The sequence below is a fragment of the Pseudoxanthomonas sp. CCNWLW251 genome (genome assembly GCF_037402255.1).
Taxonomy (GTDB): domain Bacteria; phylum Pseudomonadota; class Gammaproteobacteria; order Xanthomonadales; family Xanthomonadaceae; genus Pseudoxanthomonas_A.
Genome location: NZ_JBBEGA010000004.1, coordinates 338791 through 361079, shown reverse-complemented (window position 1 = coordinate 361079; position 22289 = coordinate 338791). Strand labels below are relative to the sequence as shown.

The 22289-nt window shown below is 68.5% G+C and carries 22 protein-coding genes; 18 read left to right on the top strand and 4 right to left on the bottom strand.

Features of this window, described 5'->3' with window-relative positions; translation table 11 throughout:
• The first annotated feature begins 75 nt into the window (after positions 1–75).
• From WBN46_RS16530 to WBN46_RS16485, 10 genes are all read left to right on the top strand, one after another.
• Positions 76–708: a ParA family protein gene (locus WBN46_RS16530; protein ID WP_142122952.1), complete on the top strand. Its 633-nt coding sequence runs from the start codon at positions 76–78 to the stop codon at positions 706–708.
• 30 nt (positions 709–738) lie between these two features.
• Positions 739–1215 carry a histidine phosphatase family protein gene (locus WBN46_RS16525; RefSeq protein WP_192199678.1) on the top strand — a complete coding sequence of 159 codons (477 nt, stop codon included), beginning with the start codon at positions 739–741 and terminating at the stop codon, positions 1213–1215.
• A complete protein-coding gene (locus WBN46_RS16520; RefSeq protein ID WP_337732519.1) occupies positions 1212–1796 on the top strand; it encodes a YceI family protein in 585 nt (194 codons plus the stop codon). Before WBN46_RS16525 ends, WBN46_RS16520 begins: the two co-directional genes overlap by 4 nt.
• Positions 1793–3751: a phospholipase D family protein gene (locus tag WBN46_RS16515; protein ID WP_337732518.1), complete on the top strand. Its 1959-nt coding sequence runs from the start codon at positions 1793–1795 to the stop codon at positions 3749–3751. The genes WBN46_RS16520 and WBN46_RS16515 overlap by 4 nt, the downstream gene beginning before the upstream one ends.
• 182 nt (positions 3752–3933) lie before the next feature.
• A complete protein-coding gene (locus WBN46_RS16510) occupies positions 3934–4362 on the top strand; it encodes a hotdog fold thioesterase (RefSeq protein ID WP_192199679.1) in 429 nt (142 codons plus the stop codon).
• Positions 4363–4399: 37 nt separating this feature from the next.
• On the top strand, positions 4400–4705 hold the full coding sequence (locus tag WBN46_RS16505) for a hypothetical protein (RefSeq protein ID WP_337732517.1): 306 nt from the start codon (positions 4400–4402) through the stop codon (positions 4703–4705).
• 75 nt (positions 4706–4780) lie between these two features.
• Entirely contained in the window at positions 4781–5578 is a 798-nt protein-coding gene (locus tag WBN46_RS16500) for a lysophospholipid acyltransferase family protein (protein WP_337732516.1), read from the top strand.
• Between the two features lie 93 nt (positions 5579–5671).
• A complete protein-coding gene (locus tag WBN46_RS16495; RefSeq protein WP_337732545.1) occupies positions 5672–6661 on the top strand; it encodes an alpha/beta fold hydrolase in 990 nt (329 codons plus the stop codon).
• 52 nt (positions 6662–6713) lie between these two features.
• Positions 6714–8783, top strand: a complete 2070-nt coding sequence (locus WBN46_RS16490) for a tetratricopeptide repeat protein (RefSeq protein ID WP_337732515.1) — start codon at positions 6714–6716, stop codon at positions 8781–8783.
• A 31-nt stretch (positions 8784–8814) separates the two neighbouring features.
• Complete coding sequence (locus tag WBN46_RS16485) at positions 8815–9429, top strand: YbhB/YbcL family Raf kinase inhibitor-like protein (RefSeq protein WP_337732514.1); 615 nt, start codon at positions 8815–8817, stop codon at positions 9427–9429.
• On the opposite strand, the gene WBN46_RS16480 is transcribed toward WBN46_RS16485, so the two are convergent.
• The 3 genes from WBN46_RS16480 to WBN46_RS16470 form a co-directional block, all read right to left on the bottom strand.
• Complete coding sequence (locus tag WBN46_RS16480) at positions 9426–10859, bottom strand: hypothetical protein (protein ID WP_337732513.1); 1434 nt, start codon at positions 10857–10859, stop codon at positions 9426–9428. The two genes, WBN46_RS16485 and WBN46_RS16480, sit on opposite strands and share 4 nt — an antisense overlap.
• Before the next feature lie 120 nt (positions 10860–10979).
• Positions 10980–11801, bottom strand: coding sequence for an META and DUF4377 domain-containing protein (locus tag WBN46_RS16475; protein WP_337732512.1), 822 nt, complete (start codon positions 11799–11801; stop codon positions 10980–10982).
• 95 nt (positions 11802–11896) lie between these two features.
• A complete protein-coding gene (locus WBN46_RS16470) occupies positions 11897–12694 on the bottom strand; it encodes an undecaprenyl-diphosphate phosphatase (protein WP_337732511.1) in 798 nt (265 codons plus the stop codon).
• Positions 12695–12908: 214 nt separating this feature from the next.
• On the opposite strand from WBN46_RS16470, the gene glnA reads away from it, so the two are divergent.
• From glnA to WBN46_RS16435, 7 genes are all read left to right on the top strand, one after another.
• On the top strand, positions 12909–14318 hold the full coding sequence (gene glnA, locus WBN46_RS16465) for a type I glutamate--ammonia ligase (RefSeq protein WP_337732510.1): 1410 nt from the start codon (positions 12909–12911) through the stop codon (positions 14316–14318).
• 248 nt (positions 14319–14566) lie between these two features.
• Positions 14567–14698, top strand: a complete 132-nt coding sequence (locus tag WBN46_RS16460) for a hypothetical protein (protein WP_337732509.1) — start codon at positions 14567–14569, stop codon at positions 14696–14698.
• 52 nt (positions 14699–14750) lie between these two features.
• Entirely contained in the window at positions 14751–15089 is a 339-nt protein-coding gene (locus WBN46_RS16455; RefSeq protein ID WP_056880236.1) for a P-II family nitrogen regulator, read from the top strand.
• A 15-nt stretch (positions 15090–15104) separates the two neighbouring features.
• A complete protein-coding gene (locus tag WBN46_RS16450) occupies positions 15105–16679 on the top strand; it encodes an ammonium transporter (protein WP_337732508.1) in 1575 nt (524 codons plus the stop codon).
• A gap of 61 nt (positions 16680–16740) precedes the next feature.
• Positions 16741–17793, top strand: a complete 1053-nt coding sequence (locus tag WBN46_RS16445; protein ID WP_337732507.1) for an ATP-binding protein — start codon at positions 16741–16743, stop codon at positions 17791–17793.
• Positions 17783–19225 carry a nitrogen regulation protein NR(I) gene (gene ntrC / locus WBN46_RS16440; RefSeq protein WP_337732505.1) on the top strand — a complete coding sequence of 481 codons (1443 nt, stop codon included), beginning with the start codon at positions 17783–17785 and terminating at the stop codon, positions 19223–19225. Before WBN46_RS16445 ends, ntrC begins: the two co-directional genes overlap by 11 nt.
• Before the next feature lie 79 nt (positions 19226–19304).
• Positions 19305–19877: a superoxide dismutase family protein gene (locus WBN46_RS16435; RefSeq protein WP_337732504.1), complete on the top strand. Its 573-nt coding sequence runs from the start codon at positions 19305–19307 to the stop codon at positions 19875–19877.
• A 120-nt stretch (positions 19878–19997) separates the two neighbouring features.
• On the opposite strand, the gene WBN46_RS16430 is transcribed toward WBN46_RS16435, so the two are convergent.
• Positions 19998–20879, bottom strand: coding sequence for a hypothetical protein (locus tag WBN46_RS16430; RefSeq protein ID WP_337732503.1), 882 nt, complete (start codon positions 20877–20879; stop codon positions 19998–20000).
• Positions 20880–20988: 109 nt separating this feature from the next.
• Here WBN46_RS16430 and WBN46_RS16425 point away from each other — a divergent pair, with 109 nt between their 5' ends.
• Positions 20989–22269 carry an acetyl-CoA C-acetyltransferase gene (locus tag WBN46_RS16425; RefSeq protein ID WP_337732502.1) on the top strand — a complete coding sequence of 427 codons (1281 nt, stop codon included), beginning with the start codon at positions 20989–20991 and terminating at the stop codon, positions 22267–22269.
• Positions 22270–22289: the final 20 nt, after the last annotated feature.

Genomic DNA, 22289 nt, shown 5'->3' with positions numbered 1-22289 from the left:
CGCGCTTCGCCGCGCCGGTTCCCGCTTAACTTGCCCCGGTGTACCCTCCGGGTTCTCCAGCAACGAGGTGCGCGCATGAAGACGATTCTGGTCGCCAGCTCCAAGGGCGGCGCGGGCAAGACCACCCTGGCGACCAATCTGGCCGCACATTTCGCACTGGACGGCAAGCGCACGGTCCTCGTGGATGCCGATCCGCAGCATTCCTCCACCCGCTGGGCCGAGCGCCGGGCGGAGCTGGAAACCGCCGTATTGCCGATCGATGCCAGTGGCAAGCGCGCCTGGCGCGCCTGGCTGCCGGAAGACGCGGAGCGGGTGGTGATCGATGCACCCGCCGGCGCGATGGCCGACGACCTGGGCGGCTTCCTGGAGCACGCCGATGCGGTGGTGGTGCCGGTGCTGCCGTCGGCGCTGGACATCGAGGCGACGGTGGGCTTCCTGAACACCATGGCCAAGGTGCCGCGCGTGCACAAGCGCAAGCTGCCGGTGGGCCTGGTGGTCAACCGCAGCAAGCCGTGGACGAATGCGTCGCAGCAGGCGGTCGAAATGCTGAAGACCTGGCCGTACCCGGTGATCACCCAGTTGCGCGATACCCAGGCCTATGTCGTGATGGCCGGCCTGGGCCGCAGCCTGTTCGACTACCGCTCGGCCCAGGTGCGCGATCACCAGGCTGACTGGGAACCGTTGTTGAAATGGATCAAGAAGGCCTGATCAGGCCGAACCCGAAGGAGTCGTTGTCCCATGCGTGAACTGATCCTGTTGCGTCATGCCCATGCCGAACCCGCGACCACCGGGCAGTCGGACCTGGATCGTCCCCTGTCGCCACAAGGCCTGGCCGAGGCCGAGGCCGCCGCACGCTGGTTGCAGGACAAGGGCCTGGTGCCGGATCGGGTGCTGTGCTCGCCCGCACGCCGGGCCCGCGAAACGCTGGAGGCGGTGCTGGGTGCCGTCGGCTACGTGGAGCAGCGGCTGGAGGAGCGCATCTACGAAGCCACGCCGGGCACGCTGGCCGACCTGGCCGACCAGCACCGTGAAGCCGAGCGCCTGCTGATGGTGGGCCACAACCCCGGCTTCGAGCAGCTGGCTGCGCTGATGTATTCCGGCGTGACCAGCGAATACCGCGGCATGCCGCCGGCCGGCGTGGTGGTGCTGACGCTGCCGGTGGACACCGCGATCGAGCCGGGAGTGGCGCAGCTTTCCGCTTTCTGGTGGCCATGACACAGGCAGTCCCGGGGATCATGCGGCTGGCCGCGCTGGGGCTGGGCGCGCTGCTGGCAACGCCTGCCCTGGCCGATGGACGCAACGATTTCGACCCCTCGCACACGCGCCTGGGGTTCGAACTGCGCACGCGCTGGGGGCAGGTGCTGGATGGCGTGTTCCAGCGTTACGAGGGCTCGGTGGAACACCTGCCCGATGGCCGCCAGCAGGTCCGCCTGCGCATGTACACGCGCGAGGTGGAGATCGCCGGGCATCCGCGCTACAGCGAGTGGGCGCGCAGCGAGAAGTTCTTCGATGCCGACCGTTACCCGGTGGTGACGTTCACCTCCAAGCCGTATGACCCGATGCTGCTGTACGACGGCGGCAAACTGGAGGGCGACCTGAGCATCAAGGGCATCAACCGGCCGCGCAGCCTGGACGTGGCACCGGCCACCTGTTCGCATCCCGCGGTGGGTTGCGATGTGGTGGCGACGGGCGCGGTGCGCCGCAGCGATTACGACATGGACGACTGGATGCTGGCGGTCAGTGACCGCGTGGTGTTCGTACTGCGTGCGCGCATCCGGAGTGCGAAGACACCGTGAACCGCCGTTTTCCCGCCTTGGCCGCGCGGTGCGCGGTGCTGTGTGTCGCGCTGCTGGGCAGCGCCTGCGCCAGCCTGTCCGATCGCCAGCGTGAGCGTGCTGCCGGCATCGCCGCAGGCGCGCGTTCTTCGGTGGTCGAATGCACGCAGGCCGATGCCTGCGCGCTGTCGTCGCCGCTCTACGACCTGGCCGGACAGGCGCGCGCCGCGTCCACGCCGGAAGCGCCGCGCCACTACGCGGTGATCCTGGACCAGGGCTCCGATGCATTGCTGGCACGCCTGAACCTGATCCGCAGCGCGCGCACGCGCATCGACCTGCAGACCTACATCTTCGACAAGGACGACAGCGCGCGGCTGGTGCTGGATGAACTGCTGGCGGCGGCACGGCGCGGGGTGAAGGTGCGGGTGCTGATCGACCAGTTGTCCGCCATCGCCGACCTGGAGATCCTCGCGGCGCTGTCCGGCGCGCACGAGAACTTCGCCATCCGCATCTACAACCCCAGCTTCGGCAAGGCCAAGCTGAACTACTTCGACTATGCGGGCAGCGTGCTGTGCTGCTTCCGCCGCTTCAACCAGCGCATGCATACCAAGCTGCTGCTGGTGGACGACCGCATCGGCATCAGCGGCGGGCGCAATTACCAGGACGACTATTTCGACTGGGACGCGGAATACAACTTCCGCGACCGCGACGTGCTGGTGGCCGGCCCGGAAGCGGCCGCGATGGCGGACAACTTCCAGGCGTTCTGGGAGGCACGGCGCAGCGTGCCGGCGGAACGCCTGAACGATGTCGGCCGCACACTGCTCGACGAAGGCGTGCCGGCGATGCCGGTGCCGCGCTATCTGCGCCCGGAGCGCGTGCAGGCCGCGAGCGGCCAGGCGAGCGACCCGGAGGTCATGCGGACGCGTTTCGTGGAGGCGGCCTTTCCAGTCGGTGCGGTGCGCTACATCGCCGACCTGCCGCAGAAGCACCGCCGCGAGCGCCGCGACGACGATGCGCCCGCCGCGCCGGAACTGGAAGCGCTGATCCGCAGCGCGCAGTCGGAAGTACTGCTGCAGACGCCGTACCTGGTGATGTCGAAGCAGGCGCAGGCGATGTTCCGCGAAATGCGCGAACGCCAGCCACCGCCCCGCGTGCTGGTGTCGACCAACAGCCTGGCTGCGACCGACAACCCGGTCGTCTATTCGATGTCGTTCAAGTACAAGCGCCGCTACCTGCGCGAGTTCGGTTTCCAGATCCACGAGTACAAACCGTTTCCGGAAGACGCGCCGGTGGACTACGCCGCGCTGATGCCGGAAGGGCCGCCGCTGGCGACCTCCGCTGGCGGTACCGGTGGCAGCGGGCGCATTCGCGGGCCGTCGGGATCCATCGGGCCGTCGGCCGGCTCCGAGGGCGAGACCACGCGTCGCCTGCAGCGTACCGAATCGCGGCCGTCGTTCCTGAGCAGCGGCGCCGGTTCCGAGCCGCTGCCGTTGAAGCGTGCCGGCGTGCGCATGGGCCTGCACGCGAAATCGATGGTTATCGACGGCGGCACGGCGGTGATCGGCACGCACAACTTCGATCCGCGCTCGGAGAACTACAACACCGAAGCGGCGGTGGTGATCCAGGACCCTGCCTTCGCGCAGGCGCTGGCCGACAGCATCCGCCGCGACATGTCGCCGCGCAACGCGTGGGTGATCGCGCCGCGCGCCAAGCCGCCGGTGTTCTCCGGCCTGGACTACAGCCTGGGCAAGGTCTCCGAGTCCTTGCCGATCTTCGACGTCTGGCCGTGGCGGTATGCGACCAGCTACGAGTTCCAGCCCGGCCCCGATTGCCCGCTCCCGGTGGGGCCGAAGGACCCGGCGTTCCACCGGTGCTACGTGGCCGTGGGCGACTTCCCCGAGGTCAATGTCGGCCCGAAATGGCTGTACACGCGCGTGCTGACCGCGTTCGGTGCGGGACTGGTGCCGATCCTGTAGGTCCGCAGGTCTGTAGGAGGGGCTTCAGCCCCGATGCTTTTCGACCAGACGACAGAGAGCCCCCGAATGCAGCCTGGTCGACCTCGGGCCTGTCGGACGGTGATGGAAAAGCGTCGGGGCTGAAGCCCCTCCTACATGGGCGTGGGTAGAATCCGGGCACCTTCTCTCCTGGTCTGCACGCCATGGCTTTCCGCGCCCCCGTCGATCTCGCTGCCGTCAACGCCCACGCCGCCGACACGCTGGTGTCCCATCTCGGCATCGTCATCACCGGGGCGGGCGAGGACTGGTTGCGCGGCACGATGCCGGTCGATGCACGCACAGTGCAGCCCTACGGCATCCTGCATGGCGGGGCTTCGGTGGCGCTGGCCGAGACCCTGGGCAGCGTGGCGGGCAACCTGTGCGTGGACATCACCAAGGAGATGGTGGTGGGTCTGGAGATCAACGCCAACCATGTGCGCGCGATGCGCGGTGGCGTGGTGACCGGTACGGCGCGTGCGCTGCATGTGGGCCGAAGCACGCAGCTGTGGGAGATCCGCATCGAGAACGATGAAGGAAAACTGGTCTGCGTGTCCCGGCTGACCCTGGCGGTGGTGCCCCTGCCCAAGGCCTGAGACCCGGCGTGGCAGCGACGACAGGCTCGACATGGGCATGATCGACACGCACTTTCTGGCGATCGTCGGCGCGGGCGGCGTGGCCGGGTGCGCGTGGCTTCCGTTGCTGACCCCGCTGTTCGACAAGGTCGCCGGTCGTGCGTCCCGCAGGATCACCGCAGCCGGGCTGCCGCGCTTTCTGCTCGCCATCGTGGTCTGGGTGGTGGTGACGGCACTGGTGTTCTGGCTGCCCGCAAAGCTGCTGGGCCTGTTGCCGGTCGATGGCCGCTTCAAGCTGTATCAGGTGTCCTTCCTGGCGGGCGCGCTGGCAAGCAGGGCGCTGACCGCACGCATGCGGCGCTGAGGTCTTCACGACGCCTGCCACCTCCGTCGACCATGGCACGTTCCGCTGCGGCGACGCATCCGGTATCGTGACAGGATGACGCCGCCCCCTGTTCATGTTGCTGGCGGCAGCGGTATGGCGCGGGCGATCCGCTACCTCTACCGCGTGCCGTTGCTGCTGGTCCACCTGCTGGTCTTCCTGCCGATCATCCTGCTGTGCCTGTCGCCACTGCTGGCCTGGGTGCGGGTGGGCGACGAGAGCGTGGGCGAGGTGGCGGTGCGCTGGTGGTCCAGCGGGCTGATGCGCATCTTCGGGTTCCGCCTGCGTCGCGTGGGCACGCCGCTCCCCGGCGCCACGATGTTCGTGGCCAACCACGTCAGCTGGATCGACATCGAAGCGCTGCACAGCCAGCGCATGATGGGATTCGTCGCCAAGCATGAGATCCGCGGCTGGCCGGTGGTCGGCTGGCTGGCGGCGCAGGGCCACACCATCTTCCACCAGCGCGGCAGCCAGGAGTCGCTGGGCGGCGTGCTGCAGGCCATGATGCAGCGCCTTCGCGAGGGCCGTCCGGTAGGTGTGTTCCCGGAAGGACGTACCCGCGACGGCCGGTCGGTGGGCCCGTTCCACGCGCGCATTTTCCTGGCGGCGGTGGAAGCCGGCGTGCCGGTGCAGCCGGTGGCGCTGCGCTACGGTGCGCGCGGCAGTGCGCAGCCGGTGGTGGCGTTCGGGCCGAAGGAGAGCTTCTTCGCCAACTTCGTGCGCCTGCTGGGTGAGCCGGCCCGCACGGCCGACATCTGCTTCCTGGAGCCGATCCGGATCGCCGATGTGGAAGGGCGCCGCCGCATCGCCGAGCTGTCGCGCGAGCGCATCGTGCAGGCGATGTCGGAAGCCTGAGCGGATGCGTTCGGCCGGCATCGCGACGGAATCGAAGGAATACTCCACACTGCGGTGCCACCCTCGTCCCGACACCGCTGCGATGACCCCATGATCACTGCCGCCGACTACCGCCCGCCACGCTGGCTGCGCAATCCGCACCTGCAATCGGTGCTGGGTTCGAGCGCACTGCGCCGCCGTCGCGGGCTGCGCGCGCTGGCGGGCAGTGGTGCGGTGACGGTGGAGCACATCGTGGATGGCGGCGATGGCGTGCGCCTGCAGGGGTTCCTGAGCCGGATGTCCGGACAGAGTCCGCGCGGCCTGGTGCTGCTGCTGCATGGCTGGGAAGGCAGTGCCGATTCCAGCTACATGCGCCTGACCGCCGCGCAGCTGCTGGCGCGCGGGTTCGACGTGTTCCGGCTGAACTTCCGCGACCACGGCGATACCCACCACCTCAACGAAGACCTGTTCCACTCCAACCGCCTGGATGAAGTCGTGCACGCGGCGCTCGACGTGTCGCGGCGGTTCGCCGGCGACGTGCCGATGCGGGTGGCGGGCTATTCGCTGGGCGGCAACTTCGCGCTGCGGCTGGCACTGCGCGCACCGGAGGCGGGACTGGCGCTGGCACACGTGGCGGCGGTCTGCCCGCTGCTGGATCCGGCCACGACGATGGACCGCATCGAGAATGGCCTGCCGCTGTACGACTGGTACTTCGCGCGCAAATGGCGCCGTTCGCTCGAACGCAAGCGCAGCCTGTTCCCGCAGCGGCATGACTTCGACGACACCGTGCTGGCGCTGGACATCCGCGCGCTGACCGACTGGCTGGTGCAGCGGCACACGGCCTTCGGCACGCTCGAGGACTACTTCGACGGCTATGCCATCGCCGGCGGCCGCCTGGCGAGGCTGACCGTGCCCGCGCACATCCTGATGGCCGAGGACGATCCGGTGATCCCGTTCGAGACCTTCCGCGACTGGGCGCTGCCGGCGCAGGCCACGCTGGAGATCGCCCCCTGGGGCGGGCACTGCGCCTTCATCGAGAACGCCGCCTGCGACGGCTACGCCGAGCGCTGGGTGGCCGAACGCCTGGCCGGCGGCACCGCCTGAGCCGGGGAACGGCCGGTACAATCGGCGTTTGCCCGAATCCTGGTAGTTCTCCATGTACGACCCGATCCTCGATGCCCTTCGCCGCGGCGCAGTGGCCGATGCCCTGACCGCCGCGCAAGCGCTGGTGGCAGAACGCCCCGACGACGCCCAGGCGTTGCGCTGGCTGTCCGCTGCCCAGCTGCAGAGCGGCCAGCCCGACGCCGCCCTGGCCAGCATCGACCGCGCCATTGCCCTGGCGCCGGACAACGCCGACCTGCACTTGGCCCGTGCGGGCGTGCTGGTGGGCAGCCGGCGTCCCGACGAGGCGCAGGCATCGCTGGCCCAGGCCACCGGGCTGGATCCCAACCAGTTCACCGCATACCTGGTGCAGGCACAGCTGGCGCTGGGTCGCGGCGACCTGGACGAAGCCGAACGCCTGAACCGCCTGGCCGCCCGCGTGTCACCGGATCATCCGCAGCTTGCCGCCGTCGAAGGCATGGTGACCTTGCGTCGCGGCGATGCCGACACGGCCCTGAAGATCGTGAGTGCGGCATTGCAGGTGGCACCCGAGGAAGTGCAGCTGCGCTATTCGCTCGGCTTCATCCACATGGCGCTCGGGCACTGGGCGTTCGCCGAACAGGCGTTCCGCGGCGTGGTGGAGCGGACGCCGGGCGCGGACAGCCTGCGCAGCCTGATCGCGGACCTGATCCGCCGGCAGGGGCGTCCCGCCGATGCCGCCGACGAACTGGTCCCGCTGGTGGCGCGCAACAACGCGCCCGGGCTGCACCGCTACATCGGCCACCTGCGCCTTGCCGCAGGACAGGACGAGGAAGCGCTGGCCTCGCTGCGGATCGCCCTGGCCGGACAGCCGCGTGATCGCGACACCGTGCTGGCGATCATCGAGGCGTGGCGTCGCCTGGGTATGCAGGATGATGCGCGCAACACGCTGGATGCCGCCCTGGCCACCACGCCGGACGAGCACGATCTGTGGCTGGCGCGCCTGCTGTTCGAGCCCGTGGGCAGCGCCGAGGCGCGCGCGGTGGTCGAGCGCTGGGTGTCGGCGATGCCGCAGCACGTGCCCGCGATGGAGGCCCAGATGTCGGTGCTGGATGCGGCGGGCGAGCGTGATGCGGCCGAAGCCGTGGCGCGGCAGGTCGTTGCGCTCGACCCGGGCCGTGCGAGTGCCGAGCAGCGGCTGGTCGAGGCACTGTTCGAACGCGATCCGGTGTCCGCGATCGCACGCGTCGGCGAACTCGCCGACCAGGCCACCGAACCGCACCACAAGCGCAGCCTGCGCAGTTGGCAGGCGTTCGTCCGCGACCGCGCCGGCCGCTATGCCGATGCCGCCGCCACGTGGGCCGCACTGGCCCACGAACTGGCCCCCACGCGCCTGCCGTTGTGGACCCCGAGCGGTGCCCAGGGCCCCTGGCCCGACGTGGCGCCGATTCCGATGTCGTCCGCCGGCCGCCCGTACCCCATCCTGCTGTGGGGCGCGCCGGGCACCGTGGTCGAATCGATCGCCGGCGTCCTGGGCGCGATCAGCCATCGCCTGCGCGGTGACCGCTTCCTGCCCAATCCGCCGGTGGACGCCTTCCAGAACTACCACACGCCGGCACGGCTCCTGTCCGGCGAGCTGTCGGGCGAAGCCTGCGTGGCAGGATGGCGCGAGACGCTGGCCACCCGCTCGGAAGATGGCGGCATCGTCGACTGGCTGCCGTGGTGGGACAACGCGTTGCTGCTGGCCCTGCGTCCGCACTTGCCGGAGGCCCTGCTGATCATCGCGGTGCGCGATCCACGCGATGCCTTCCTCGACTGGCTGGCATTCGGTGCCCCGGCCCCGCTGGCCCTGGACGACCTGGACGCCGGCGCGCGCTGGCTGGCGCAGCTGTTCGACCAGGTCGCCGATGTGCACGAGCATGACCTGTTCCCGAGCCGGCTGATCGCGATGGATGCGATCAAGGACGATGCCGCGGCTGTGGCGCAGGCGCTGAGCCGGGCGCTGGGCGCGCAGCTGACGGAGCCGCCGTCTTCCGGTGCGCGCCGCTTCCCGGCGGGCCACTGGCGCCACTATGCCGACGTGCTGGCGGGCCCGTTCGCCGCGCTGACGCCGGTGGCGGTGCGACTGGGTTACCCGGAAGCCTGATCCCTTTTCCCCGCATCTGCAGGAGTCATGCATGCGCCTCTGGAGCGACAGTTTCGAAAATGCGAAGCCCATCCCCGCCGGCTTCGCGATGGGCCAGCCCGACGGATTCGCCGCGAACCGCAATCCTCACCTGGCCTGGGACGGCGTGCCTGCCGGGACGAAGTCCTTCGCCCTGCTGTGCATCGATCCCGACGTGCCCACCGTGCCGGAGACGGTCGGTCGCGACGACCTGCAGATCCCGGTCGAGCAGCCGCGCGGGCATTTCATCCACTGGGCGATGGCCGACATCGCGCCGGAAGTGCGGGAGATCGCCGCCGGCAGCTGCAGCGACGGCGTCACTGCCAAAGGCAAGCAGCAGCCTGAGGGGCCGGCGGGTGCGCGGCAGGGCCTGAACGACTACACCGGCTGGTTTGCCGGTGACGCGCAGATGGGGGGCGACTACTACGGATACGACGGCCCGTACCCGCCCTTCAACGACCTGCGCATGCATCGCTACTTCTTCCGCCTGTTTGCGCTGGATCTCGCCACGCTCGACCTGCCGGCGCGATTCACCGCCGGCGATGTGGAGCGCGCGATGCAGGGCCATGTGCTGGCCGAAGCCGCCGTGCATGGCACCTATACGTTGAATGCGTCGCTGCGCGGCTAACGCGGCTGCGCGCCGCCCGCGACGGGCTGCAAGCGCCAGCGCCCATCGGTGTCGATGACAAGGCAGGCGCCGGAAGGCGGGCATTCGCGCACCCTGCGGATGGTGTCCGGTGCCACACCCAGGCGCCATGCCAGGCCCATCTGGCCGATGGCATAGAAGCGCTGTTCGTCCGCCACCTGCACGTGCAAGGGCGTGGCGACCGGCTGCTGCGCCAGGGCCTGCAATGTTGTTTCCGCCCAGTGGGCGCGACCGATGAGGCCGGGGTGGTCGAGGCGGCGCGTGCCTTCCACCGCGATCCATGACGACACCGCGATCAGCACGGCGACCACGGGAGCGAGGCGATCCGTGGCGATGCAGCGCGCCAGCGCGATGACCGGCAACACCACGGCGATGGCCGCGTAGTACTCGTAGCTGTTCCATGCGAACAGGAAGTACGGCGCGTACGCGAACACCGCGAACGCCGCGATGCAGAGCCATTGACGCGTTGCGAGCAGCCTGCGGCCACGCCAGCCCGCGATGCCCCACGCCGCGAGCATCGGCAGCGCCGTCGCCGCGATCCAGGCCAGCCCCTGCATGCGCTCCCCGGCCACCGCCATGCGCATGGCTTCGCGCGGGACATTCAGCAGCCACGCCACGAACGAGGCCGCGTTGCGCACCACGTTGCCACCCAGGGTCATGGCATAGGACGCGTCCGTATTGGCGGTGAACCGCGCGCGCAGCACCAGCCATGCCGCTACGACGGCGACACAGGCAAGCCACGCGACGAGTTCGCCACGGTCCAGCCGGCGCGCGGCGACGAATCCGCTGACGATGAGCATCAGGGCCGGCGTCAAGGCGGCCGACTCCTTGCTCAGCAGCGCCAGTGCGAGCAGCAGCGGAACGGAAGCCAGCAGTACCGAGCGCGTCGCGTGCTTCGCGTCGCGCGCGCTTACCCATGCCGCCAGCAGCAGCGTGGTGAACAGGGTGAGCATCGCGTTGTTGGCGGCGGCGGCCCAGTGCACGGGCAGCGTGTGCAGGGTCAATGCACCGTAGACGGCCCCCGCCAGCGCGGCGATCCGGCCAGCGTGCGGCCATTGGCAGGCGCGTGCGAGGCGGAACCCGAGCAGTGCGACGCCCAGGGTGGCCAGCAGGTGCAGCGCCAGGCTCACGACGTGGGCGGCATGTGCGCTGCCCCCCAGCGCGGCATCGACCCAGCGCCAGTACCCTTCCTGCGACAGCGGTCGCCAGAATCGGGGCGGCGACGCAGGCCAGAAATCCGACCACCATGGCGCGCCGGATGCATTCGTGGCATGCGCCGCGTGCAGGAACGCGTAGTCATCGCCCCAGAAAGGGGTCTGCAGTGCAGGCAGCCACATCAGCAACGCGGAGGCCACCAGCAGCGCAGCGGCGATCCAGGGTAGGGGAGAGGCGTTCCTTGCTGGCAGGCTCATCAATCGCGCGTCGTGTCCGGTGACGGCGCACTATACCGGCCGCTGCAGTGCCTTCGGAGCGTCACGTCGCCACGGCGCGCGCGGCGTGGCCACCGTGCGCGCCGTGCGGGGACGGAAGCGTCATTTTTTCTCGCTGGCGGATTCCACCACCATGTCCAGCACATACGCCTTCGGCGGCGCATCGGCAGGCGGATTCTTCACGGTGTAGCGGTCCACGCGCAGCACGTTGCGCACGCCCGGCTCGTGGGTATAACCCTCGATGCTGTCGTGGAAGTGCTGGAATTCACCGGGCGTGCCGACCTTCAGTCCCTTGTCGTCGTACTGGATCTCGCGTACCTGCAGGCATTGCTTGTCGGGAATCAGCGGATGGCTGCACGGCTTCGTTTCCGATGCGACTTCCAGGAACACGCGCTCGCCGGGACCGCCGTAGCGGGTTTCGGCCGTGGGATTGCCCGCGAACAGGAGCTTGTCGCCCGTCGCTGTCGTGAGTGCCAGCTGGGTGACGCCGTCCTGCGTCGCCGCCACCTTCAGCGTCCCTTCGAGGCGCTTGCCGACTTCCTGGTCCAGCGCCATCAGTGCGTTGTCCGTGCAGGCCATCATGGTGGTCACCAGGCGACCGATGGTGAGGCTGGTATCCGACAGTGTGTAGGTTCCCCCCATGCGGTTGCAGGTGTTGGCCACACCGAGTCGCCCCTCCTTGAAGTCGAGTTGCACCGGCTTGTCGGCGCGCGCGAACAAGGCGTCGATGCGTTTGCCCTGGGCGTCGGTGGCGTCCATGAGTTGCCAGTGGTGCTGGGACAGCAAGGCAGCCGCGTCGACCGATGCGGCAACCGGTGTATCCGGGGTGGCGGCCACGGTGGGCGTGGGCGTGTCGGCCTGTTCCGCCGGCTTGGGGCAGCCCGCAAGGGCCAGTGGCAAGGCAAGCAGCAGCAGTCGTTTCATGGCGTTCTCCGTCGAAGGTGGCCCAATGCAAACGCGCGACAGGTTGGAATGGGGTGAAGGCCGGGCATCGCGCTTGATTGCAGGAGCGCGGCGGATCAGCTGCCCACGGGCATCAGCAACAGCAGCAGTGCGCCCAGCACGATGCGGTAGATCGCGAAGCCGGTGAACCGGTGCGCCTTGATGAAGCCGAGCAGCCACTTCACCACCACGAAGCCGGTGGCGGTGGCGGCGACGAATGCGAGCGCGACTTCGCCCCAGTTCTCGCTGCCCAGCGCGTCGTCCTTCACCAGTTCCAGGAAGGCATAGCCACTGGCGGCGAACATGGTGGGAATACCCAGCAGGAAGACGAACTCCGCCGCCGACGAGCGCCGGCTGGTGCCAGCCAGCATGGCCATGAAGATCGCCGCCGCCGAGCGCGAGGTGCCGGGGAACACGCCGGCCACCACCTGCGCCAGGCCCACCAGGATCGCCACCTTCCACGTGATCGTCGCCACATCGCCGCGTTTTTCGGCGAAGTGCTCGGCGAGCAGCATCCACACGCCGCCCAGGATCAGCGCCCACGCGACCGGGGTGACGGTCTCCGGCAGTTCCCAGCCGGCCAGGCGCACGGGCAGGCCGACCAGCGCGGTGACCAGGAAGGCGGCCGCCAGCTTCATGGAGTAGTCGCGGGCTTCGGCATCGCGCCAGCAGCCGGTCGTCAGTTCCCAGATCCGGCGGCGGAACACCAGCGTGGTGGCCAGGATCGCGCCGGCCTGGATGACGATGTTGAAGAAGTCCGAGCGCTCGCCCAGCCAGTGTTGCGCGATGAGCAGATGGCCCGTGCTCGAGATGGGCAGGAATTCGGTCAGGCCTTCGAGGATGCCGAGCAGCAGCGCGGCGAGCAGGTCGGTCATCGGGGCGTGGAAACTGAGAAGGGCGGCAAAGAATAGTGGAAACCGCAACGCACCGCGTTGGTTCATTACGAATCCAGAGCGCACCAAAAAAGGGATTTCGCGTAATGGGTTTGTCAACGACCTCCATGTAAATCAGTGACTTGGCGCGATATCGGGGTTGGCACGGGGATTGCTGTGTGTTGGCACAACCCTTATCCAACCCGAGGTTCCAAAGATGTCCCTGGACAACGTTGAGAAGCTGATCAAGGACCACAAGGTCGAGTTCGTCGACCTGCGCTTCGTCGACATGCGCGGTGTCGAGCAGCACGTCACCTTCCCCGTCAGCATCGTGGATGCGTCCCTGTTCGAAGACGGCAAGATGTTCGACGGCTCATCGATCTCGGGCTGGAAGGGCATCAACGAGTCCGACATGGTGCTGCTGCCCGACCCGAGCACCGCCTACCTCGATCCGTTCTACGCCGACCCGACCCTGGTGCTGGTCTGCGACATCCTGGACCCGGCCACCATGCAGGGCTACACGCGCGATCCGCGCGGCATCGCCAAGCGCGCCGAGGCCCACCTGAAGGCCAGCGGCGTCGCCGACGTGGCGTTCTTCGGTCCGGAACCCGAGTTCTTCATCTTCGACTCGGTGCAGTTCGCCAACGACATGGGCAACACCTTCTTCAAGATCAATTCCGAGGAAGGCGCCTGGAACAGCGGCAAGAGCTACGACGGCGCCAACAGCGGCTACCGCCCGGGCATCAAGGGCGGTTACTTCCCGGTGCCGCCGACCGACTCGCTGCACGACCTGCGTGCCGAGATGTGCAAGACGCTGGAACAGGTCGGCATCGAAGTCGAAGTGCACCACCACGAAGTCGCCACCGCCGGCCAGTGCGAGATCGGCGCCAAGTTCAACACGCTGGTGCAGAAGGCCGACGAACTGCAGCGCATGAAGTACGTGGTGCGCAACGTGGCCCACCGCAACGGCAAGACCGTGACCTTCATGCCGAAGCCGATCGTCGGCGACAACGGCAGCGGCATGCACGTGCACCAGTCGCTGGCCAAGGGCGGCCAGAATCTGTTCTCCGGCGACGGCTACGGCGGCCTGTCGCAGATGGCGCTGTGGTACATCGGCGGCATCTTCAAGCACGCCAAGGCGATCAATGCGTTCGCCAACTCGGGCACCAACAGCTACAAGCGCCTGGTGCCGGGCTTCGAAGCGCCGGTGATGCTGGCCTACTCGGCGCGCAACCGTTCGGCCTCGTGCCGCATCCCGTGGGTGGCCAACCCGAAGGCGCGCCGCATCGAGATCCGCTTCCCCGATCCGCTGCAGTCCGGCTACCTGACCTTCACCGCGCTGATGATGGCCGGCCTGGACGGCATCAAGAACCAGATCGACCCGGGCGCGCCGAGCGACAAGGACCTGTACGACCTGCCGCCGGAAGAAGAGAAGAACATCCCGCAGGTCTGCTCCAGCCTGGACCAGGCGCTGGACGCGCTGGACAAGGACCGCGACTTCCTCAAGGCCGGCGGCGTGATGAGCGACGACTTCATCGACGCCTACATCGCGCTGAAGATGCAGGAAGTGACCAAGTTCCGCGCGGCCACGCACCCGCTGGAATACCAGCTGTACTACGCCAGCTGATGCCGTCGAACGCGCACATCGCCATGCATGCGGAGGGCCGGGTACCGGCCCTCCGCGACGCAGCGGTCGCGCACTGAGTTCTCGCGGCGATGGCGACGGATCTCCCCTCCCACCCGTCGCCATCGCCGCACCTTATTGGAGACATCGCGTCGCGATGGCTTCGACCGGTTGGGGAACCGGGGCACCACCCATCTTCGATTTCCGGAGATCGCACCAACGCAGTACCAGGGGAAACACAGGAGAGGTCCATGAACCGCTGCTCCCTCCCACGTCATCCGTTCCTGCCGCAAATGATCGCGGTGGGCACGGATGCGGTTCATGCATCGATCCGCACCGACAACGTGTCCGCCGCCAGGGGGCTGCGCGCACGGGTGACCTGAAACCGCCGGCCGGCTCCGGTCGGCCGGTTCCATCCACCATCGGGGTATGCGCATGAAACTGATCACCGCCATCATCCGGCCGTTCAAGCTCGACGAGGTCCGAGAGTCCTTGTCGCAGGCGGGCGTGTCCGGCATCACCGTCACCGAAGTCAAAGGCTTCGGTCGGCAGAAGGGCCACACCGAGCTGTACCGCGGCGCCGAGTACGTCGTCGATTTCCTGCCCAAGATCAAGATCGAAACCGTCGTCACCGACGAGCGACTGGATGCCGTCATCGAGGCCATCCAGCAGGCGGCCGGCACCGGCAAGATCGGCGACGGCAAGATCTTCGTCACCACCATCGACCAGGTCATCCGCATCCGCACCGGCGAAGTCGGCGCGGACGCGCTCTAACACTCGGAGCCCCACATGAAGACTCGACTGTTCTCCGGGTGGAAGACCCGTGCCCAGACGTTGTGCCTGGCCGCGCTGTGCGGCCTGATGACGGTTGGCGTGTCGGCTGCGGCGCTCGCCGCACAGGACACTGCCGCCCCGACGACCGAAGCCCCCGCCACCGACGCCGCGCCTGCGCCGGTCGAAGCCGCCGCCGCGCCTGCGGAGGTCGCTGCAGCCCCCGCTGAAGCCGTCGCCGCCCCCGCCGAGGAAGCCCCTGCCGAGGAAGCTCCCGCACCGACCATCAGCAAGCCCGACACCGTGTGGGTGCTGGTGTCCGCGGTGCTGGTGATCTTCATGACGCTGCCGGGCCTGGCGCTGTTCTATGGCGGCCTGGTGCGTTCGAAGAACGTGCTGTCGATCCTGATCCAGAACCTGGCGGTGTTCTCGCTGGTCGCGGTGCTGTGGGCGCTGTACGGCTACAGCTTCGCCTTCACCGAGGGCAATGCGTTCATCGGCGGCACGGACCGGCTGCTTGCTGCGGGTCTCGACGCCTCGTCCATCGGTGCCACGTTCACCAAGGGCGTCTACATCCCGGAACTCGCGTTCTTCGTGTTCCAGGGCGCCTTCGCCTGCATCACCTGCGCGCTGATCGTCGGTGCGTTCGCCGAGCGCGTGAAGTTTGCCGGCGTGATGCTGTTCACCGTGCTGTGGTTCACCTTCGCCTACCTGCCGATGGCGCACATGGTGTGGTTCTTCCCCGGCCCGGATGCGTTCACGGGCACCGATGCCGTCGACGGCGTGCTGGCCAAGTCGGGCTACCTGTGGGCCAAGGGCGCGCTGGACTTCGCCGGCGGCACCGTCGTGCACATCAATGCGGCGATTGCCGGCCTGGTGGGCGCGTACGTCATCGGCAAGCGCACGGGCTACGGACGCGAGGCCATCAAGCCGCACAACCTGACCCTGACCATGGTCGGTGCGTCCATCCTGTGGGTGGGCTGGTTCGGCTTCAACGCCGGTTCGGCGCTGGAAGCCGGTGGCGTGGCCGCAATCGCCTTCGTCAACACCTTCCTGGCCACGGCCGCGGCGGTGGTGGCGTGGCTGCTGGTGGAGTGGATCACCAAGGGCAAGCCGTCGCTGCTGGGTGCGGCCTCGGGCGCGGTGGCTGGTCTGGTCGCCATCACCCCGGCCGCCGGCCTGGTCGGCCTGAACGGCGCGCTGGCCATCGGCGCGATCGCCGGCGTGCTGTGCCTGTGGGGCGTCAGCGGGCTGAAGAAGCTGCTGGGCGCGGATGACAGCCTGGACGTGTTCGGCGTGCACGGCGTGGGCGGCATCACCGGTGCGCTGCTGACCGGCGTGTTCGCGGCGCCGTCGCTGGGTGGTGCGGGCATCTGGGACTACGTCACCGAGACCGCCCTGGCCGAGTACTCGATCGGCTCGCAGGTGTGGATCCAGGCGCAGGGCGTGCTGATCACGGTGGTGCTGTCCAGCGTGGTGGCCCTGGTCTCCTTCCTGATCGTGAAGTACACGGTCGGCCTGCGCGTCTCCGAGGACGCCGAGCGCGAGGGGCTGGACATCACCTCGCATGGCGAATCGGCCTACGAGGCCTGATGGATTGCCGGGGACGGCTTTGCACTAAACTGGTGCAATGTCGTCCCCGGACCCTTCCCGCATGCGTTTCGAGCCCACCACCGACGCGCTCAGCACGCCGGTGGCCTGGGCGGATGCCGACGGCCTGATCCGCGGCGTGAATCCTGCCTTCGCCCGCTGGCTGGGCGTCAGTAGCCGCCGCCTGCTGGGACAACCCCTGGCGGCCCTGGAAATCGAAGGCGACGCCATGGCACGGTTCCTGGACAACACCGATCGCGACGTCCTGCGGCTGCACCGCATGGCGCTGGGCATGCCCGGCGAGTCGCCGTGCTTCGCCGAGGGCTGGCTGTCGCGCCTGGATGGCGGGGGTTGGCTGTTGGAAGCGCATCCGGTGGACGAATTCCCCGCGCTCGATCCCACCCAGGTCCTGCCCAACGCCTTGAGCGCCGCGCTGAAGGGGCTGGCGCACGAGCTGCGCAATCCGCTGGCCGGCCTGAAGGGCGCTGCCCAGCTGCTGGCGCGCCGGGCGGCGCATCGCAACGACAACGACGACGAGCGCGAGCTGATCGAACTGATCGAATCCGAGATCAACCGCCTCAACACTCTGCTGGAGCAACTGCTGTCGCCGTCCCCGCAGCGACCGCACGCGCCGTTGAATATCCATACCGTGCTGGAGCGCGTGCTGCGCCTGGCCGAAAATGAAGGTGGCTGGTCGGTGCGCCTGCAGCGCGACTATGACCCCAGCCTGCCGGAATTGTCCGGCGACGCCGACCGCCTGACCCAGGCGGTCTGGAACCTGGTGCGCAACGCCATCCAGGCGGGCGCCGCCAACATCATCCTGCGCACCCGTGTCGAGCACGGGTCGCGCATCCACGACCACCTGCACACGATGGCGTTGCGGGTGGAGATCGTCGACGACGGCCGCGGCGTGCCCGAAGAGCTCGCCGAACACCTGTTCCTGCCACTGGTCAGCGGCCGCGCCGAAGGCAGCGGCCTGGGCCTGGCGCTGTCGCAGCAGGTGGCGCGCGAACACCGTGGGTCGCTGACCTACCGCTCGCGCCCCGGCCACACGGTCTTCACCCTGCTGCTGCCGCAGTCGCTGCACGACCACGACGAGGAACGTCATGTCCACTGATCGCCTGGCCGCCACCGGCGGCGCCACCGACGCACGCCGCATCTGGGTGGTCGATGACGACCGTTCGGTCCGCTTCGTGCTGGCCACCGCCTTGCGCGACGCGGGTTACACGGTGGACGGCTTCGACAGCGCCGCGGCGGCATTGCACGCACTTGGCGCGCGCGGCGCCCCCGATCTGCTGTTCACCGACGTGCGGATGCCGGGCGATGACGGCCTGGTGCTGCTGGACAAGCTGAAGGCCACGCATCCGCAGCTGCCCGTCATCGTGATGTCGGCCTACACCGATGTCGCCAGCACGGCGGGCGCGTTCCGTGGTGGCGCACATGAATTCCTCTCCAAGCCGTTCGACCTGGACGATGCCGTGGCGCTGGCTGCGCGCACGCTGCCGGACGCGGAAGAGGCGGCGGGGACGACCCAGGATGGCGACGTAGCAGCATCGGCAACGCCGCAGCTGATCGGCGACACGCCCGCCATGCGCGCGCTGTTCCGCGCGATCGGTCGCTTGGCGCAGGCGCCGCTGTCGGTGCTGATCACCGGTGAAACCGGCACCGGCAAGGAACTGGTCGCGCATGCGCTGCACCATGAGTCGCCGCGCTCGCGCAAACCGTTCGTGGCCCTCAACACCGCGGCGATTCCATCGGAGTTGCTGGAGAGCGAGCTGTTCGGCCATGAGGCCGGTGCCTTCACGGGCGCGCAGAAGCGGCACATCGGGCGGTTCGAGCAGGCCGATGGCGGCACGCTGTTCCTCGACGAGATCGGCGACATGCCGCTGCCGCTGCAGACCCGGCTGCTGCGCGTACTGGCCGAGGGCGAGTTCTTCCGCGTCGGCGGTCGCGAACTGATCCGCGTGGACGTGCGCGTCATCGCCGCCACCCACCAGGACCTCGACGGCCTGGTGGCCGAAGGCCGCTTCCGCGCCGACCTGCTGCATCGTCTGAACGTGGTGCGGTTGCAGTTGCCACCCCTGCGCGAACGGCGTGCGGATGTGCCGCAGCTGGCCGAGAACTTCCTCGCGACGGCCACCCGCAAGCTCGACATCGCGCCCAAGCGTTTCAGCGCGCCGGCGCTGGACCTGCTGCAGGCCCATGACTGGCCCGGCAACGTGCGCGAACTGGAGAACGTGTGCTGGCGGCTGGCCGCACTGGCACCGGCCGACGTCATCAACACCGCCGACCTGCAGGGTGCGTTGCTGCATGCGCCTGCAACCGGTGCGCGTGGTGAATGGGACCATGCGCTGGGCGAATGGGCGCGCCGCCGCCTGCTGGAAGGCGCAGGGTCGCTGCATGCCGAGGCGCGCGAAAGGCTGGACCGCACGCTGCTGGAAGTCGCGTTGGAGCTGACCCACGGCCGTCGCGCCGAAGCGGCCGCGCGGCTTGGCGTGGGGCGCAACACCGTGACGCGGAAGCTGGGTCCCGGTCGCAAGCGCGGCTAGGCGGGCGTCGCTCCTTTCATTGAACATGAAGGTAGCGATGGTTACGGTAGCAGGCCACGACCTGCACCTGGAGCTTCCCATGCGTATCGCCCTGCTGGCCGCCGCATCCGTCCTCACGCTCGCAGCCTGCGGCACCACGCCGTCCTCGTCTTCGCCCCCGTCGACCGCCACACCCGACGTTCCCACCACCAGCACCGCCAAGCAGGCCGTCGCGGTGCTGGCTTCCGCGTCCGGCAGCCTGGTCAGTGGCAGCGTCACCCTCACCCCGATGGGCAAGGGGCTGCATCTGACCGGCGAGATCGGTGGCCTGCCGGCCAACAGCACGCATGCATTCCACGTCCACGAGAAGGGCGATTGCAGCGCCGCCGATGCCAGCAGCGCGGGTCCGCACTTCAATCCGTTCAACGCGGCCCATGGCAAGGCCGGCAGCGGCGCCCACCATGCGGGCGACATGAACAACCTCACCGCCAATGCCGACGGGGTGGCGAAGGTGGATGCACACGTGGAAGGTGTCACGCTCGGGGGCGGCGCGGTGAATGATGTCGCCACGCGCGCACTGATCGTGCACGCGGCACCGGACGACTACGCCAGCCAGCCCGCCGGCAACGCCGGCGCACGCGTGGCCTGCGGCATCATCAAGATCACCCGGTAACCCGATTTGGTGCTGGAGGAGGGGCTTCAGCCCCGAGGCTCTTGCTTCTAAGACATCCCCGCAAAAAGCCTCGGTGCTGAAGCCCCTCCTACAGGAATTGCGTGGGGCGGAGGTCCGCCTTCACGCCATCGCAGTCCGCGGATCCGCGTTGCCCGGGCAGTGCGCGAAGGTCACCGGGATGCCGTGTGCTTCCAGCACCGCCGCGATCTGCTGTTGTCGCGCCTGGAAGTGCTGGTAGGCGCGTTCGAGGCGTTCGTCGGTGGCTTCCTGTGGCGCGTAACGCGCGCGCCACGCCATGGGCTCGAACAGCGCGATATGCACTTCACCCTCCGCATACCGCAGCAGCGGTTCCGGCAGCGCATCCAGCCACTGTTCTTCTGCCGGCGCCATCAGCGCGGTTTCGATGACCGGCCACAGTGCGCCCAGGCCGCCATGCTCGTATTGCATCGCGGTCATCGCGGCGAGGTCGTGCAGCGTCATGTAGCGCGCGTGCTCGATCTGCGCACCGAAGGCGGTCTGTGCGAGCAATGCGGTATCGGCCTGCGCCATGCCGGTTTCCAGCAAGACCGTTTCCAACCGTTCTGCGACGACATCGACCGTATGGTGGTCGCCGGCCAGCACGAAAGGCAGCACGCGCAACAACCCGCCGCCCAGTCCGGCATCGGCCTGCAGCGGCAAAGGCACATCGCCGCCATCGTCTGCACCGAACGCGATCACACGGGCACCGTCGCCACGCCCGGGCGCGCGCTGGTGCAGTTCGCGCAGCCGCTGGTGCAGCGGCCAGCCGGGACGCAGGGCTTCGGCGGGATCGAAGTGCGCAGCGGCGAAGACGAGATCCAGGTCACGCACCTGTGGTGCATGCGTGGCGAGGTCGCGCCCCAGTTTCCCGGCCAGTTCGCTGGCTTCCGCGGCCGCCAGCGCCGCACGCTGCGGCAGGCTGCCGGCGGCCAACTCCAGGGCGATGACGCCCATCACGACGGGGCTGGTTGTGGAGGGAGTCATGTCAGCGGTTGGAGGTGGTGGAGGGGCGCATTACACTCCCCCATTATGCCTGCCGCATGCACGGCGTCTTCACTCCATCCCCACCACTATCACCTGCAAAGAGGTCCCCATGCCCGCACCCCGCCCCGTCGCCATCCTCGGCGGCGTCCGCATTCCGTTCTGCCGCCAGAACACGGCCTACGCGGATGTGGGGAACCTGGGCATGTCGGTGCGTACGCTGGGCGCGCTGGTCGAGCGCTTCGGCCTGCACGGCCAGCAGCTGGGCGAAGTGGCGATGGGCGCGGTGATCAAGCATTCGTCGGATTGGAACCTGGGCCGTGAAGCCGCGCTGTCGTCCGGCCTGTCGCCGCTGACGCCGGGCATCACGCTGCAGCGCGCCTGCGGCACCAGCCTGGACACCATCATCCATATCGGCAACAAGATCGCATTGGGGCAGATCGACTCCGGTATCGGCGGTGGCTCCGATACCACCTCCGAAGTGCCGATCGTCTACGGCAAGAAGCTGCGCGCGCGCCTGCTCGCCGCCAACCGTGCGAAGACCACGCAGGACAAGCTGAAGGCGCTGGTGAGCGGCTTCAAGTTCGGCGAGTTGAAGCCCGAGTTCCCCGGCGTGGCCGAGCCGCGCACCGGCAAGAGCATGGGCGACCACTGCGAAGACATGGCGAAGGAGTGGAGCATCTCGCGCGACTCGCAGGACGAACTCGCCGTTGCTTCGCACAAGAAGCTGGCTGCCGCTTACGAGCGTGGCTTCTTCGATGACCTAATCGCCCCGTTCCGCGGCCTGGAGCGCGACAACATCCTGCGCCCGGACACCTCGCTGGAAAAGCTGGCCACACTGAAGCCGGCGTTCGACAAGACGTCCGGCCGCGGCACGCTGACCGCCGCCAACTCCACGCCGCTGACCGACGGCGCCGCGGCGGTGCTGCTGTCCAGCGACGAATGGGCGAAGGCGCATGGCCACGAGCCGCTGGCCTACCTGAAGGATGCGCAGGTGTCCGCAGTGGATTTCGTGCATGGCGAAGGCCTGCTGATGGCGCCGACCGTGGCCGTGCCTGAAATGCTCAAGCGCAACGGCCTGACCCTGCAGGACTTCGACATCTACGAGATCCATGAAGCCTTCGCCGCGCAGGTGCTGTGCACCCTGCGCGCGTGGGAGAGCGAGGACTACTGCCGCAACCGACTGGGCCTGGACGCACCGCTGGGCAGGATCGATCCTGCGAAGATGAACCCCAACGGCTCTTCGCTGGCGACGGGCCATCCGTTCGCTGCCACGGGTGCGCGCATCGTCGCTACCGTCGCCAAGGAACTGAAGCAACGGGGCGGTGGTCGCGCGCTGGTGTCCATCTGCACCGCCGGCGGTATGGGCGTGGTGGCGATCATCGAGCGTTGAGCCGTCGCGGCGTGAATGCC